Source organism: Streptosporangium sp. NPDC020072 (genome assembly GCF_040631445.1).
GTDB lineage: Bacteria > Actinomycetota > Actinomycetes > Streptosporangiales > Streptosporangiaceae > Streptosporangium.
This window is the reverse complement of the sequence record NZ_JBEYAB010000016.1, coordinates 122,442-138,047: the sequence shown is the minus strand read 5'-3', so window position 1 is coordinate 138,047 and position 15,606 is coordinate 122,442. Positions and strand designations below refer to the sequence as shown.

The window sequence follows — 15,606 nt, the reverse complement described above, 5'->3', positions numbered from 1 at the left end:
GCTCAGTCCGCGGGCACGGGCGCGGTCAGGGAGCGCGCGACCGCGTCCTGGAGCTCCCGCAGCCGGTGCGCGGGCAGTTCGAGGACGGTGACGTCCTGCGCCCACGGCGCGCTCAGCGCGACGAGTGCCCTGGCCTGCCGTTTGGTCAGCTCACCTCTGACCGAGATGAGAGCCTCCCGCCAGGTGTTGGCGACCTTGCCGTGGGCGTTGTCCAGGACGCGCCGCAGGACGCGGCCCTCGTCGGTCTGCGGGGGCGGCAGCCGTACGGCGTGCACGGTCCGGCCCTCGGCGGTCAGCTCGTAGACGGCCGACAGTTCGGCGGGCAGGGCGGTGGGAGGCTCGGCCAGCGTGACCTGGACCCGGCGGGCGCGGGTGGCCAGCAGCAGCCGGGGCAGTGCGGCCTCAAGCCCCGCGGGCACCGCGATCGCCACCTCGGCGGGGTCGGTGGCGTACGGCTTGGCGAGCCAGGTCGACAGGCGGGCCCTGGGGGTGCGGGGCAGCACCTGGGCGGGCCAGTCCCCGACCAGCACCTCGGGACTCCCGGTGACCGGGGGAGGAGGAGCGGATGAGGCCGCCGACTCGACCGCCTGGGGGCCCTGGGTGTAGATGGCGGCGCTGAGGCCCTCGACGCGGGCGGCGACGGCGGGCCAGGTCTTCGTGGTCGGCCGCAGGACGTACAGGTCGGCGGCCGAGCCGATGGCCTCGGCGCCGAGATAGCGGTTGAAGTCGGGGTAGATCGCCTCGTTGACGAGGTTGAGGGCGGACAGGGAGTTCTGCACCTTCAGCGCCAGGGCGGGAGTGCGTTCGCTGGCGCCGTAGGCCAGCAGGACACGGCCCTGGTCGCGGTCGCGCAGCCCCTCGGCGGCGCGGGCGACGAACAGCCCGACCCCCTCGGGCGTGTAGGGCGGGTCGGTGATCGCCAGGTCGGCCCATCCGCGAGCCGAGGCGGGCAGGCCGAGGCGCAGGTCGGCCCAGCGGGTGCGCACCGGCAGGCCCAGGCGTCCGGCCTGCTCGGCGATGTAGCCGAGGATGCGCTCGTCGATGTCGGCGACGGTCACCTCAAGGCCGGGGCACAGCGCCGCGACGGCCAGCGAGGTCAGGTCGTGGTCGCCGACGCACAGCAGGCGGGCGCCGTCGAGCCAGAACCTCGCCTCAAGCAGCAGGGCCCGCCTGACCACGGTCTCCGCGGTCGCCGACACGTGGTCGAGCGTGTGACGCCCCCGGGGCGCGCCGGTGATCAGCTTCTCCATCGTGGCGACCAGGCCGGCCTGCTCGGGCAGCAGATGGGCCACCGGGTCGGCGGGCGCACGGGACACGGGTGCCTCCGGCAGCGGGGCCCTGAGCCTGAACCGGTCGCCGGAGCGCTCCAGGTCGAGCTCGCGCAGCAGGGACTCGACCGTCCGCCGTGACGTCGCGGTCAGCCTGACCAGATCGGCGAGGGTCCACCAGCGGCCGTCGCCCAGCGCGGCCAGCACGGCCCTCGGTCTCCTGCCGTCGACTCCCGCCCGCGCGAGGAGATCCGCAATCGCGTCCATGCGCCAACCTTAGGGCGCCCGATGGAATGCCGTGCCGTACGGGCATGTTGACTGAAGTGGGCAAACCTGTACTAAATGGTCGCTATGCGGACCGGGTAGGTAGCTTTCCGGCAGGGTACGGTAATGTCTACCCACCACGCAGCAGGGCCAACGTCGTCCCTAGCTTGATCCAGAGCAGCGAGACGACGGGAGGGATTCGATGCCTGCTGCCCACCTCGGTTTCCCCGAGCCCCAGGGCCTGTACCACCCTTCGAACGAGCACGACGCCTGTGGCGTCGCCATGGTCGCCGACGTCGCGGGCCGCCGCAGCCACGACATCGTCACAAAGGCGCTGACGGCCCTGTGCAACCTCGACCACCGGGGAGCCCAGGGAAGCGAACCCGACACCGGTGACGGTGCCGGCATCCTCACGCAGATCCCCGACACCTTCCTCCGCGCGGAGGCGGGCTTCCCGCTCCCCGAGGCGGGCTCGTACGCGGTCGGCACCGCCTTCCTGCCCGCCGAGGCGGAAGCCCGCCACGACGCGGTACGGCAGATCGAGCGGATCGCGGACGAGGAGGGCCTCACGGTCCTCGGCTGGCGCGACGTCCCGACCGACCGGGCACTGCCCGGCCCCAGCGCCCGTGCGACCATGCCGCACTTCGCGCAGCTGTTCGTCTCCTCCCCCGGAGGTGAGAGCGGCCTCCAGCTGGACCGGATCGCCTTCTGCCTGCGCAAGCGGGCCGAGCACGAGACGAAGGTCTACTTCCCCTCGCTCAGCTCACGGACGATCGTCTACAAGGGCATGCTCACCCCCGGCCAGGTCGAGCCTTTCTTCCCCGACCTGAGCGACGAGCGCTACGAGACCGCCATCTCGCTGGTCCACTCGCGCTTCTCGACCAACACCTTCCCCTCCTGGCCGCTGGCGCACCCCTACCGCTACGTCGCCCACAACGGCGAGATCAACACGGTCAAGGGCAACCGCAACTGGATGCGCGCCCGCGAGGCCATGCTGAGCACCGCCGCCCTGCCCGGCGACCTGTCGCGGCTGTTCCCGATCTGCGACCCGGACGGCTCCGACACCGCCTCCTTCGACGAGACGCTCGAACTGCTCCACCTCGCCGGCCGCGAACTGCCCCACGCCGTGCTGATGATGATCCCCGAGGCGTGGGAGAACAACACCGAGATGGACCCCGCACGGCGGGCTTTCTACGAGTTCCACTCCACCCTCATGGAGGCCTGGGACGGCCCCGCCTCGATCACCTTCTCCGACGGCACCCTCGTCGGCGCGGTCCTCGACCGCAACGGCCTGCGCCCCGGCCGGTTCTGGGTGACCACCGACGGCCTCGTCGTACTCGCCTCGGAGGCGGGCGTCCTCGACATCCCCGCGCAGGACGTGGTCCGCAAGGGCCGCCTGCAGCCCGGCAGGATGTTCCTGGTCGACACCGCCCGCGGCAAGATCATCGAGGACGACGAGATCAAGGCCCGGCTCGCCGCCGAACTGCCCTACGGCGACTGGCTGCACGCGGGCCTGGTCCGCTTCGAGGAACTGCCCGCCCGCTCGCGGGAGATCCCCACCCACGAGGCGCTCATCAAGCGGCAGCAGACCTTCGGCTACACCGAGGAGGAGCTGCGGATCATCCTGGCGCCCATGGCGACCACGGGCGCCGAGCCCATCGGCTCCATGGGAACCGACACCCCCGTGGCCGTCCTCAGCGACCGGCCCAGGCTGCTGTTCGACTACTTCAGCCAGCTGTTCGCGCAGGTCACCAACCCGCCGCTGGACGCCATCCGCGAGGAACTCGTCACCTCCCTGGCCAGCACGCTCGGCCCCGAGGGCAACCTGCTCGCCCCCGAGCCCTCCTCCTGCCGCCAGCTCGTGCTGCCCTACCCGGTGATCGACAACGACGAGCTCGCCAAGATCATCCACATCAACGACGAAGGCGCGCTGCCCGGCTTCCGCCCGCACGTCGTCTCCGGCCTCTACGAGGTCCACGGCGGCGGCGAGGCGATGCTCCACCGCATCGAGGAGATCCGCACCGAGGTCTCCGCGGCGATCGAGGGCGGCGCACGGATCATCGTGCTGTCCGACCGGGGCTCCTCCGACGCCCTCGCGCCCATCCCGTCGCTGATGCTCACCGGCGCGGTGCACCACCACCTCATCGCCGAGAAGACCCGCACCCGGGTCGGCCTGGTCATCGAGACCGGCGAGGCACGTGAGGCCCACCACATGGCCCTGCTCATCGGCTACGGCGCGGGCGCCGTCAACCCCTACCTCGCCATCGAGACCGTCGAGGACATGATCGCCTCCGGCGTCCTGAAGGTCGAGCGCGACAAGGCCGTGCGCAACCTCATCAAGGCGTACGGCAAGGGCGTCCTGAAGGTCATGTCCAAGATGGGCGTGTCCACCGTCGCCTCCTACACCGGCGCGCAGATCTTCGAGGCGCTCGGCCTCGACGAGAACGTCATCGGCACCTGCTTCACCGGCACCACCTCCCGCCTCGGCGGCGTCGGCTTCGACGTCCTGGCCGGGGAGTCCGCGCTGCGCCACGCCCGCGCCTACCCCAGGGCGGAGAACGCCCACCGCAGGCTTGAGGTCGGCGGCGAGTACCAGTGGCGCCGCGAGGGCGAACCCCACCTGTTCAACCCCGAGACCGTCTTCAAGCTGCAGCACGCCACCCGCTCACGCCGCTACGAGATCTTCAAGGAGTACACCTCCCTCGTCGACTCCCAGGCCGAGCGGCTGATGACCCTGCGCGGCCTGTTCACCCTCCGTGAGGGAGTCCGCGAACCGGTCCCGATCGACGAGGTCGAACCGGTCAGCGAGATCGTCAAGCGCTTCTCGACCGGCGCCATGTCCTACGGCTCCATCTCCAGGGAGGCGCACGAGACCCTCGCCGTCGCGATGAACCGCCTCGGCGCCAAGTCCAACACCGGCGAGGGCGGCGAGGACCCCGACCGGCTCCACGACCCCGCCCGCCGTTCGGCCATCAAGCAGGTCGCCTCGGGCCGCTTCGGCGTCACCTCCGAGTACCTCGTCAACGCGGACGACCTGCAGATCAAGATGGCCCAGGGCGCCAAGCCCGGCGAGGGCGGCCAGCTGCCCGGCCACAAGGTCTACCCCTGGATCGCCAAGACCAGGCACTCCACCCCCGGCGTCGGCCTCATCTCGCCGCCGCCGCACCACGACATCTACTCCATCGAGGACCTCGCCCAGCTCATCCACGACCTGAAGAACGCCAACCCGGCCGCCCGCGTGCACGTCAAGCTCGTGGCGGAGGTCGGCGTCGGCACGGTCGCGGCGGGCGTGTCCAAGGCCCACGCCGACGTCGTGCTCATCTCCGGCCACGACGGCGGCACCGGCGCCTCCCCGCTCACCTCCCTCAAGCACGCGGGCGCCCCCTGGGAGCTCGGCCTGGCCGAGACCCAGCAGACGCTGCTGCTCAACGGGCTGCGCGACCGGATCGTCGTGCAGGTCGACGGCCAGCTCAAGACCGGCCGTGACGTGATCATCGCCGCGCTGCTCGGCGCCGAGGAGTACGGCTTCGCCACCGCCCCGCTGGTCGTCTCCGGCTGCGTGATGATGCGCGTGTGCCACCTGGACACCTGCCCGGTCGGCGTCGCGACCCAGAACCCCGAGCTGCGCAGGCGCTTCAGCGGCAAGCCCGAGTTCGTCGTCAACTTCTTCGAGTTCATCGCCGAGGAGATCCGCGAATACCTCGCCGCCCTCGGCTTCCGAACCCTCGACGAAGCCGTCGGACACGCGGAACTGCTGGACACCGCCCCCGCCGAGCAGCACTGGAAGGCCTCAGGCCTGGACCTCACGCCGATCCTGCACCGCCCGGAACTCCCCGAGGGAACCGCGCTGCGCCGCGTCACCGAACAGGACCACGGCCTGGAACGAGCTCTCGACCACACCCTGATCCAGCTCGCCGAAGGCGCCCTGGCCAACGGCGACCCGGTCACGCTCGACCTGCCCATCCGCAACGTCAACCGTACGGTCGGCACCATGCTCGGCCACGAGGTGACCAAGCGGTACGGCGGCGCGGGACTGCCCGACGACACCATCGACGTCCGCTTCACCGGCTCAGCGGGCAACTCCTTCGGCGCCTTCGTGCCCAAGGGCGTCACCCTGCGCCTGACCGGCGACGCCAACGACTACCTCGGCAAGGGCCTGTCCGGCGGCCGGATCACCGTGAGGCCGCACGAGGAGGCCCCCCTCGACGGCCACATCATCGCCGGAAACGTCGGCCTGTACGGAGCGACCTCCGGCGAGGCCCACATCCGCGGCGTCGTCGGCGAACGCTTCTGCGTACGGAACTCCGGGGCGACCGCCGTCGTCGAGGGCGTCGGCGACCACGGCTGCGAGTACATGACGGGCGGCAGGGTCGTCGTCCTCGGCCCCACCGGCCGCAACTTCGCCGCGGGCATGTCCGGCGGCGTCGCCTACCTCCTCGACCCGGAAACCGCGCGGATCAACCGCGAGATGGTCGAGATCGAGGACCTGGACGAGACCGACGCCGACACACTGCGGGAGATCGTCGAGACCCACCTGGCGGAGACCGGCTCGCCCGTCGCCAAGGAACTCCTGGCCGACTGGGACCCGGCCCGCTTCCGCAAGATCATGCCGACCGACTACAAGCGGGTGCTGCGCGCGGCCGAGGCCGCCAGGCGCGAGGGCAGAGACATCGACGAGGCGGTCATGACGGCCGCGGTGCAGGGATAAGGGGGTACACACCGATGGCTGACCCGAAGGGTTTCCTCACTCACGGACGCGAGCTGCCCGCCCGCCGCCCGGTCGACGTGCGCATCCGCGACTGGAAGGAGGTCTACCAGGACTTCCCCAGGCCCGCCCTGACCAAGCAGGCGTCCCGCTGCATGGACTGCGGCATCCCGTTCTGCCACAACGGCTGCCCCCTGGGCAACCTCATCCCCGAGTGGAACGACCTGGTCTACCGCGACGACTGGCGCGAGGCCGTCGAACGCCTGCACGCCACCAACAACTTCCCCGAGTTCACCGGCCGCCTGTGCCCCGCGCCCTGCGAGGCCGCCTGCGTGCTCGGCATCAACTCGGACCCGGTGGCGATCAAGCGCGTCGAGGTCGAGATCATCGACCGCGCCTTCGACGAGGGCTGGGTCACCCCCCAGACCCCCACGGCCAGGACCGGCAGGAAGATCGCCGTCGTCGGCTCGGGGCCCGCGGGCCTGGCCGCCGCCCAGCAGCTCACCAGGGCCGGGCACGACGTGGTGGTGTTCGAACGCGCCGACCGCGTCGGCGGCCTGCTGCGCTACGGCATCCCCGAGTTCAAGATGGAGAAGCGGCACATCGACCGCAGGCTCGCCCAGATGCGGGCCGAGGGCACCGAGTTCCGCACCGGCGTCAACGTCGGCGTCGACGTCACGGCCGCCCAGCTCCGCGCGGAGTTCGACGCCGTCGTCCTGGCCGGCGGCGCCACCCTGTGGCGGGACCTGCCGGTCGCCGGACGCGACCTCAAGGGCGTCCACCAGGCGATGGAGTACCTTCCCCTGGCCAACAAGGTCCAGGAGGGCGACCACACCGTCTCGGCGATCGACGCCAAGGACAAGCACGTCGTGGTCATCGGAGGCGGCGACACCGGAGCCGACTGCATCGGCACCGCGATCCGCCAGGGGGCGGCCTCCGTCACCCAGCTGGAGATCATGCCCCAGCCCCCGGCCGAGCGCCCCGGCAGCCAGCCCTGGCCCACCTTCCCCATCCTGTTCAAGATGGAGAGCGCCCACGAGGAACTGGCCGACGGCGGCGGCGACCGCGTCTACGCCGTCTCGACCACCGAGTTCGTCGGCGACGCCGACGGCAACGTCAGGGCACTGCGTCTCGTCGAGGTCGAGGGCCCCGCGAACGGCTTCAAGCCGATCCCCGGCACCGAACGGGAGATCCCCGCAGACCTAGTCACCCTCTCCATGGGCTTCGTCGGCCCGGAGAAGGCCGGCCTGCTCCAGGACCTCGCGGACTCCGCCGACGGCGAGTTCTTCGACGCCCGGGGCAACGTCGCCAGGGACAAGGGCTACATGACCTCCGCCGAGGGCGTCTTCGTCGCCGGAGACATGGGACGCGGCCAGTCGCTGATCGTCTGGGCGATCGCCGAGGGCCGCTCCGCCGCCGCGGCCGTCGACCGCTACCTCACCGGCCAGACCGCCCTGCCGACGGCGATCCCGCCGACCGCCAGACCCCTGGTCTGAACACGACCCGGCGTTCCCGGTACGGCCCTGCGCCCGCCGTACCGGGAACATCGGTTTGCTTTGCAGGTCGGATGGCTTGAGGATGATTCTCCTGGCTCCAACGGATGTGGAGGATCGATGAACCGCTGGCGCGCACGCCTGACCGGGGCGGCAGCCGTCGTCGCCGTGGTTGCGGGTCTCACCGCGGCCGCCCCCGCGAACCAGGCCACGGCCGGCGGCGGGGCGCTGCGCGACTACCTCGTCTTCTACGCCGACGGCGCACGGACCGGAGCGGTCAAGGCCATCGAAGAGGCCGGGGGAGCCCCGCTCTCCACCGAACCCAAACTCGGCTACGTCGTCGCCAGAGGTCCCGCCGCCGGCTTCGTGGAGAGCCTCGCCGGTGCCCCCTCCGTCGCCGGAGTCTCCGGCGACCGCAGGATCGGCCACGCCGCCTCCGTCCCCGCCACGGCGACCGGGGTCAACGTCTCCGACATCAGGACCATCGCCCTCAGCGGCGGCGAACCCCTCGCCGGACGGCAGTGGGACATGAAGATGATCGGCGCGACCGCCACCGGATCGCACGCCACCGCCCCCGGCGACAAGCGGGTGCTGGTCGGCGTCATCGACACCGGCATCGATGGCAAACACCCCGACATCGCCCCGAACTTCAACCGCGACCTCAGCCGCAACTTCGTCACCGACATCCCCAAGGACCCCAACGGCAAGGAACTCGACGGCCCCTGCGAGTTCAAGGGCTGCAAGGACCCCGTCGACCGGGACGACGACGGCCACGGAACCCACGTGGCCAGCACCATCGCCTCCCCGATCAACGGTCTGGGCGTCGCAGGCGTCGCCCCCGGCGTCTCCCTCGTCAACCTCCGCGCGGGCCAGGACTCCGGGATGTTCTTCCTCAAACCCAGCATCGACGCCCTCACCTACGCCGCGGACAACGGCATCGACGTGGTCAACATGAGTTACTACATCGACCCGTGGCTGTTCAACTGCACCGCCAACCCCCGCGACTCCAAAGCGGAACAACTCGAACAGCGCGGTGTCATCACCGGCATGCAGCGCGCCCTCGACTACGCCCGCGCACACGGCGTCACCCTGATCAGCGCCATCGGCAACGAGGCCACCGACCTCGGAAACCCGAAGACCGACCTCATCAGCCCCGACTACCCCCTCGACGCGCAGCGCACCCGTAAGATCGGCAACTCCTGCCTCAGCGTCCCCGCCGAGTCCAAGGGCGTCATCTCGGTCTCCGCCGTCGGCCCGACCAAGCGCAAGGCCTCCTACTCCGACTACGGCCTCGAACAGACCGACCTGGCGGCCCCCGGCGGCGACGCCGCCGACGGCGAGAGCGGCCAGGACATCACCAGGACCGTTCTGGCGGCGGCCCCGGAAAACGTGCTCCGCGCCGAACACCTCATCGACGCCGACGGCAAGCCGCGCAGCGGCTCCGTCGTACGTGACTGCAAGGCGGGAACCTGCGCCTACTACCAGTACCTCGCCGGCAGCTCCATGGCCGCCCCGCACGCCACCGGCGTCGCCGCCGTGATCATCAGCCGCTTCGGCAAACCGTCCAAGGACGGCGTCACCATGCGCCCCGCCGACGTCGAACGGCTGCTCTACGCCAGCGCGACCCGCACCTCCTGCCCCAAGCCCCGCCGCTACGTCTACCAGGGCTTCGGCGACGAGGCCGCCCACACCTGCCAGGGCTCCAAGTCCCGCAACGGTTTCTACGGCCGCGGCATCGTCGACGCCGCCAAGGCCGCGACCATCGCCCCCTGACGTTCCGGGCGTCACACCCACACGGGCCGGTGACGCCCCGCGAGGGCGCCTGGGCCGAGGCGGAGCCGCGTCCGCCCAGGCCCCAGAAGGGCCCGATCGCGCCGATCGTGCACAGGCCCCCGGCCACCCCGCCGCCGGGGTCCCGGGGTCCCGCAGCCGCCAACGAGCCCCGCCTTGGAACCCGCCCATCCAACGGCCCGGCCACCGGCCACGCCTGAAGCGCCTCCACCGTGAACACCGGTCCGGCGAGCGCACCCCCCACCGGCAGGCGGGTCAGGCCCCTGACCGCCCGCGTCGCCGCACACGGGCACCAGGCCGGAGCGCCGTCACAGCTCACCGCCGCCGGTGCGGCACGACGACCGCGAACCCCCCTCGACCACGTACGGCAGGACCAGCACCGATCGAATCGGACGCCCCGAAGACGTCCGACGGGTTCATCCCGCCGGCCGGATGGAGATCGCCGTACCCGGCCGGTCCCGACGCCCGGCCGTACGGCACCGCCGCGACCGAGACCCCTCGGCCATCATGGTCCGCGCCCGCGTTCACAGGCCACGACTCCGGGCCGCCGCCTCAACGCCCCCGACCCCCACAGGCGTTCAACGGGAACACCCGGGTCCGCACCGGTGACACGATGTCATCGAGTTTTTCACCCCTGCTCCGGCCAACGTAACGACCAAGTGGTCTGTACCAATTAGGGTGGGACCCGTGACTCGTCGCGCAAAAATCGTCTGTACCCTCGGCCCCGCCACCTCCTCCCCGGAACGCCTCCGCGAACTCATCGCCGCAGGCATGGACGTGGCTCGTTTCAACCTCAGCCATGGCAGCCAGGAACTGCACAAAGAGGTATACGACAGGGTGAGGGAGGCCGCCGCCGAACTCGGCCGCGGTGTGGGCGTGCTCGCCGACCTGCAGGGCCCCAAGATCCGCGTCGGAAAGTTCGAGGAGGGTCCCGTCCGCCTCGGTTTCGGAGACGTCTTCACCATCACCACCGAGGACGTCCCCGGTGACCGCGAACAGGTCTCGACCACCTACCTCGGCCTCCACAAGGACGTCCGCCCCGGTGACAGCATCCTCGTCGACGACGGACGCGTCCACCTGGAGGTCACCCGCATCGACGGCCCCCGCGTGACCACCCGCGTGATCATCGGCGGCATGATCTCCGACAACAAGGGCCTCAACCTGCCCGGCGTCAACGTCAGCGCCCCCGCCCTCACCGACAAGGACGAGGCCGACCTCCGCTGGGCCCTGCGCACCGGCTTCGACCTCATCGCCCTGTCCTTCGTCCGGCGCCCCTCGGACGCCGACGTCGTCCGCAACATCATGGAACAGGAAGCCGTCCGCCTCCCGCTGCTCGCCAAGATCGAGAAGCCCCAGGCGGTCGAACGGCTCCCCGAGATCATCGAGGCCTTCGACGGCATCATGGTCGCCCGCGGCGACCTCGGCGTCGAACTACCCCTCGAAGAGGTGCCGATCGTCCAGAAACGCGCCATCCAGCTCTGCCACGAGAAGGCCCGGCCGGTCATCGTCGCCACCCAGATGCTCGACTCCATGATCTCCGCCCCCCGCCCGACCCGCGCGGAGGCCTCCGACGTCGCCTACGCCGTCATGGAGGGCGCCGACGCCGTCATGCTCTCCGGCGAGACCTCCGTCGGCAACTACCCCATCGAGACCGTCCAGACCATGAGCCGCATCGCGGTCGCCGCGGAGAAGACCTCCCTGCACGCCACGCACAGCCTCGACCGGCTGCCCGAGACCACCGGAGGCGCCATCGCCCGCGCCGCGGCCGAGGTCGGCGCCATCGTCGGGGCCAAGGCCCTCGTCGCCTTCACCATGTCCGGCGAGACCGCCCGCCGCCTGGCCCGCTACCGCTCGCCCATCCCGCTGCTCGCCTTCACCTCCGCCCCCCACGTCCGCAACCAGCTGGCCCTCACCTGGGGCGTGGAGACCTTCGAGGTGCCCTTCGTCCACCACACCGACGACATGGTCCGCCAGGTCGAGGCCTCCCTGCTCGCCAACGCCCGCCTGGAGAAGGGCGACAAGGTCGTCATCGTCGCCGGGTCCCCTCCCGGCACCGCGGGCTCGACCAACGCCCTGCGCGTCCACACCATCGGCGCGGCCGTCTCCCACCCCGCCTGACCAACCGCACCCAACCGGTACGGCCGGCGCCCCGACGCCCGCCGTACCGGCATCGTGGGCCAACGGCGGGTCAACCGTCGTACTCCCACGTCCGCAGGAACAACCTCCTGCCCTTCTCCTCACCGGGAATCGGCGGCGCCTCCGTCAGGGAGTAACCCGCCGCACCCGCCACCGCCGCGCTCGCCGTGTTCTCCTTCTCGATCTCCAGCAGCAACCGGTCGATCCCCAGCGTGCCCCGGGCGAACTCCGTCATGACCCGCACCGCCCGCACCGCCAGCCCACGCCCCCGATGGGCCGCACCCACGCTGTAACCGATCTCCGCGACCCCCGAACCGGGCTCGCTCCACATCAGCAGCACCTCACCCAGCGCCGCCCCCGAGCCTTCTGTGATGGCCAGCTGGACGGCCTGCCCCGCCGCCCGGCGCTCCCGCGCACGCTTCAGATAGAGCCGGGCGGCCTCCAGATCGAACGGGGAGACCAGAGGCGTCCAGTAGGCCACCTCGGGATCGTCGAACAGGCCGACCATCGTCTCCAGGTCATCGTCCTCCCACTCCCGCAACACCAGGCCGTGCCCGCTCAGGCGGAGCTCCCCCGGGACGACACCACCAGTCATGTCTGCCTCTCAGATCGAAGGGCCGCAACCGCCGACTCTTCCCGATGCCTCCCCTCAGCGGCAAGTCGTCCACGCGGACCGTCAGTGCTTCGGGCCGCCGAACTCGTCCAGCCTCTCGACGGCCTCCCTGCGGGCGACGGAAACGGTGTTCGGCTTGGGACGACTCCAGGCGACCCCGAGCATGTCGAGGGTCTCCTCACAGAGGGTGAGAATGTCACGGGATTCGTTGACGAAGAGGTAGCGCGGATATTCGTACCACTGTGACCGGCCGCCGAACTCTCGCCGGACCCGGTTGTTCGATCTGCATCCGTCGGAGTGGAAAAGGCCCCGTGCAAGGCTGCCGGGATTGGCCTCGACGATCTCTCGCTGCCAGCTCTCCAGACTGATCCGGCGTTCGTGTTTCTTTCCCGGCCCGTGCTGGGGGAACAGGTGAGGCCAGTGCTTGGAGAAGCAGTTGATCTCTGTGCATCCCTGGCGGGGGAGCCTGCGGACCTTGTTGCCCGGTCTGATGACGGTGAGGGCTTGGACGCACTCCTCCTGGAGCCCGGGCCAGGCGTCCGCGCACATGATCCGTAGTGACCACACCTGTTTCGCGGGGTCTCCGACGGCACTGATGCAGCCGTCACCGAGATAAAGGCCCAGAAGGTAGGCGTAGACGTCACCGGGTGTGGGAGGCTGCGGGATCTCCTGACACCGGGGACACGAGGCCGTACGGGAGGGCGGACGGTCGGGATGGTCCCGCCACTGCCTGACCGTCGCCCGGGAAACACCCGTCTGGCGACTGACCGAGCTTATGGTCTGCCCGGAATCGAGCAGCCGGAGCACTCTCTGACGCACAGTGAGGTGATACATGCGGAGAGTTTCGCAGGAGGGTGCGACAAAAACGCGCGGTGCGCCGAGGGGTCTGACCTTTGGTGCCCTGAGTGGGATTCGAACCCACACTAGATGGTGTTTGAGACCATTTCCTCTGCCGTTGGGATATCAGGGCATATTTCCGGACTTGTCCGGATTGTGTGCCGGTGGTGAGCTTACCCAGAACTGGATCGGCTGTGGGCACCGGCGTGGTTCTAATCTAGCGGACATCGGTACTCTCTTGCTCGTGAGTACGCAGCGGCGAGTGGTGATCGCGGAAGACGAGGCTCTGATCCGCCTCGACCTGAAGGAGATGCTGGAGGAGGACGGGTACGCCGTCGTCGCGGAGGCCGGGGACGGGGAGGCCGCCGTCGCGCTGGCCGCCGAGCACCGGCCCGATCTGGTGATCCTGGATGTGAAGATGCCCATCCTGGACGGAATCTCGGCCGCCGAGCAGATCGTGTCGCGGCGGATCGCCCCGTGTCTGATTCTCACGGCGTTCTCCCAGCGTGATCTGGTGGAGCGGGCGAGGGACGCCGGGGCCATGGCGTATTTGGTGAAGCCGTTCACGAAGTCGGATCTGGTGCCCGCGATCGAGATGGCGGTCAGCAGGCACGAGGAGATCGTGGCGCTTGAGCGGGAGGTGGGGTCGCTCTCTGATCGGCTGGAGACGCGCAAGCTGGTCGAGCGGGCGAAGGGCCTGTTGATGTCGGAGCACGGGTGGAATGAGCCGCAGGCGTTCCGGTGGATTCAGAAGGCGTCGATGGATCGCCGGTTGAGCATGCGTCAGGTGGCGCAGATCGTGGTCGACGGGGTGTCCGGGGCCGGGGGTGCGCCGGGGGAGTGAGGGGTGGGCCCGGTGGGGAGGCCCCTCTTCCTTTAGGAAGGTTTCCTGTTTGTTAAGCCCGCGCGGCTCCGGTGACCCCGGTCTGACGCGGGCTTTTGCATCTTCGAAGTGATCTATGTGAGGGTGGTGATGCGCGTGGTGACCATGACTTTTGTCAGTTATAGCTGAAAAGAATCGGTGTAATAACGAAATAGTTACGGTGGCCTGTCCTGTATCGACCCGTGACATCCGCTGGCTGTACTAACCGACACAACCCCCTGGCCACTCCGTCAGGGAGGGCATCTGTGAACCCGCTCCCCATGAGGGGTCGGGCGAAAGGAAGGCAACCTTGCGGCCCAAGACTGCTCGCCTCGGTGGAGTGCTCGCTGCCGGTGTGGCGCTCACCCTCGGTCTCGCTGCTTGTGGTAACAGTGGCTCTGGGACCCCGCAGTCGGACGGTGGCTCCAGTTCCGCCGCCTCCGCTGCCGGGACCGTCAAAATCGGTTTCATGGGTGACCTGACCGGCGCCAACGCGGGTATCGTCATTCCGCCGTGGAACGGCGCGAACCTCGTCGTCGACGAGTACAACAAGACGAACCCGGCTGTGAAGATCGAGCTGGTCAAGTACGACAGCCAGGGTGACGCCTCCAAGGCCGTCGCGCTGGCGCAGCAGGCCATCAAGAGCGACAAGGTCGCCGGCCTGATCGGCCCGGCGTTCTCCGGTGAGTCCGCGCAGGTCGCGCCGGTGCTCGAAGAAGCGGGTGTTCCGAGCATCACGGCCTCGGCGACGAACGCCAAGCTCGCGGAGAACGGCTGGAAGTTCTGGCACCGTGTGCTGCCGAACGACGGTGTTCAGGGTCCCGGTATCGCGGACTTCATCGCGGGTGCGGCGGGTGCGAAGAACGTCTTCGTCATCGACGACAAGTCGGAGTACGGCAAGCCGCTGGCCGACGCGGTCCGTACGCAGCTCGGCACCAAGGGTGTGAAGCTGACCAACGACTCACTCGACCCGGCCGAGAGCGACTTCTCCTCGGTGGTGAACAAGGTCGCGGCGGCCAAGCCTGACGCGATCTTCTTCGGTGGTTACTACGCCGCGGGCGGCAACCTGCTCAAGCAGCTGCGTGACAAGGGCGTGAAGGACGCGAAGTTCTTCTCCGGCGACGGTTCGCTGGACAAGGGCCTCATCGACGGCGCCGGCGCGCAGAACGCCGAGGGCGCCCTCGTCGGCTGCCCCTGCTACATCGCCACCCCCGATGTCACCGACCCGAAGGTGAAGAGCTTCGCCGACTCTTACAAGGCGAAGTTCAACGCCGACCCGGCGATCTACGCCTCTGAGGGCTACGACGCCGCGTCCGTCTTCGTCGAGGCGGTCAAGGCGGGCAACACCACCACCGACAAGATCAACGAGTTCATCAAGACCGTTGACCTGGCCGGTGTCTCCAAGCAGGTGAAGTTCGGCGACAACGGTGAGGTCGTCGCCAAGGACATCTACATCTACCAGGTCAAGGGCGGCGCCATCACGCTGCTGGGCAAGGCCACCGAGGCCAAGCTGGGCTAGGGACGGACCGCGAGAAGAGAAGGTAGTTGGCGCACGGGGAGCGGGATCGCCGAAGCGCGGTCCCGCTTTCTGTGTACTTCCACCAGAGTCCACGAGGTTCTGCTGGAAGCGGTGTGCT

The 15,606-nt window shown here is 69.7% G+C and carries 9 protein-coding genes and 1 tRNA gene; 6 read left to right on the top strand and 4 right to left on the bottom strand.

Annotation, left to right across the window (positions count from 1 at the left end; translation table 11 throughout):
* Window positions 1-2: 2 nt before the first annotated feature.
* A complete protein-coding gene (locus ABZ470_RS33670; protein WP_362916473.1) occupies window positions 3-1,535 on the bottom strand; it encodes a bis-aminopropyl spermidine synthase family protein in 1,533 nt (510 codons plus the stop codon).
* A 199-nt stretch (window positions 1,536-1,734) separates the two neighbouring features.
* On the opposite strand from ABZ470_RS33670, the gene gltB reads away from it, so the two are divergent.
* From gltB to pyk, 4 genes are all read left to right on the top strand, one after another.
* Window positions 1,735-6,240: a glutamate synthase large subunit gene (gene gltB / locus ABZ470_RS33665; protein ID WP_362916471.1), complete on the top strand. Its 4,506-nt coding sequence runs from the start codon at window positions 1,735-1,737 to the stop codon at window positions 6,238-6,240.
* 14 nt (window positions 6,241-6,254) lie between these two features.
* Window positions 6,255-7,733, top strand: a complete 1,479-nt coding sequence (locus ABZ470_RS33660; RefSeq protein ID WP_362771577.1) for a glutamate synthase subunit beta — start codon at window positions 6,255-6,257, stop codon at window positions 7,731-7,733.
* 117 nt (window positions 7,734-7,850) lie between these two features.
* Entirely contained in the window at window positions 7,851-9,503 is a 1,653-nt protein-coding gene (locus tag ABZ470_RS33655; RefSeq protein WP_362916469.1) for a S8 family serine peptidase, read from the top strand.
* Between the two features lie 705 nt (window positions 9,504-10,208).
* Entirely contained in the window at window positions 10,209-11,639 is a 1,431-nt protein-coding gene (pyk, locus tag ABZ470_RS33650; RefSeq protein ID WP_352009069.1) for a pyruvate kinase, read from the top strand.
* A 70-nt stretch (window positions 11,640-11,709) separates the two neighbouring features.
* Here the strand turns inward: pyk and ABZ470_RS33645 are convergent, their stop codons facing one another.
* The 3 genes from ABZ470_RS33645 to ABZ470_RS33635 form a co-directional block, all read right to left on the bottom strand.
* Window positions 11,710-12,252, bottom strand: a complete 543-nt coding sequence (locus ABZ470_RS33645) for a GNAT family N-acetyltransferase (protein WP_352009070.1) — start codon at window positions 12,250-12,252, stop codon at window positions 11,710-11,712.
* Between the two features lie 81 nt (window positions 12,253-12,333).
* Window positions 12,334-13,104: a helix-turn-helix domain-containing protein gene (locus ABZ470_RS33640; RefSeq protein ID WP_362916467.1), complete on the bottom strand. Its 771-nt coding sequence runs from the start codon at window positions 13,102-13,104 to the stop codon at window positions 12,334-12,336.
* Window positions 13,105-13,164: 60 nt separating this feature from the next.
* A tRNA-Leu gene (locus ABZ470_RS33635) sits at window positions 13,165-13,240 on the bottom strand.
* A gap of 129 nt (window positions 13,241-13,369) precedes the next feature.
* Here ABZ470_RS33635 and ABZ470_RS33630 point away from each other — a divergent pair.
* Window positions 13,370-13,951 (top strand): response regulator, encoded by a 582-nt coding sequence (locus tag ABZ470_RS33630; protein ID WP_362916590.1) that lies wholly within the window; start codon window positions 13,370-13,372, stop codon window positions 13,949-13,951.
* Window positions 13,952-14,309: 358 nt separating this feature from the next.
* Window positions 14,310-15,488, top strand: coding sequence for a branched-chain amino acid ABC transporter substrate-binding protein (locus ABZ470_RS33625; protein WP_362916588.1), 1,179 nt, complete (start codon window positions 14,310-14,312; stop codon window positions 15,486-15,488).
* Window positions 15,489-15,606 lie beyond the last annotated feature (118 nt).

What these genes read in the sequence shown, in the direction of transcription:
- ABZ470_RS33655 (WP_362916469.1), top strand. Translation starts at nt 7,851, where the DNA reads ATGAACCGCTGGCGCGCACGCCTGACCGGGGCGGCAGCCGTCGTCGCC.
- ABZ470_RS33645 (WP_352009070.1), bottom strand. Translation starts at nt 12,252, where the DNA reads ATGACTGGTGGTGTCGTCCCGGGGGAGCTCCGCCTGAGCGGGCACGGC.
- gltB (WP_362916471.1), top strand. Translation starts at nt 1,735, where the DNA reads ATGCCTGCTGCCCACCTCGGTTTCCCCGAGCCCCAGGGCCTGTACCAC.
- ABZ470_RS33660 (WP_362771577.1), top strand. Translation starts at nt 6,255, where the DNA reads ATGGCTGACCCGAAGGGTTTCCTCACTCACGGACGCGAGCTGCCCGCC.
- ABZ470_RS33640 (WP_362916467.1), bottom strand. Translation starts at nt 13,104, where the DNA reads ATGTATCACCTCACTGTGCGTCAGAGAGTGCTCCGGCTGCTCGATTCC.
- ABZ470_RS33670 (WP_362916473.1), bottom strand. Translation starts at nt 1,535, where the DNA reads ATGGACGCGATTGCGGATCTCCTCGCGCGGGCGGGAGTCGACGGCAGG.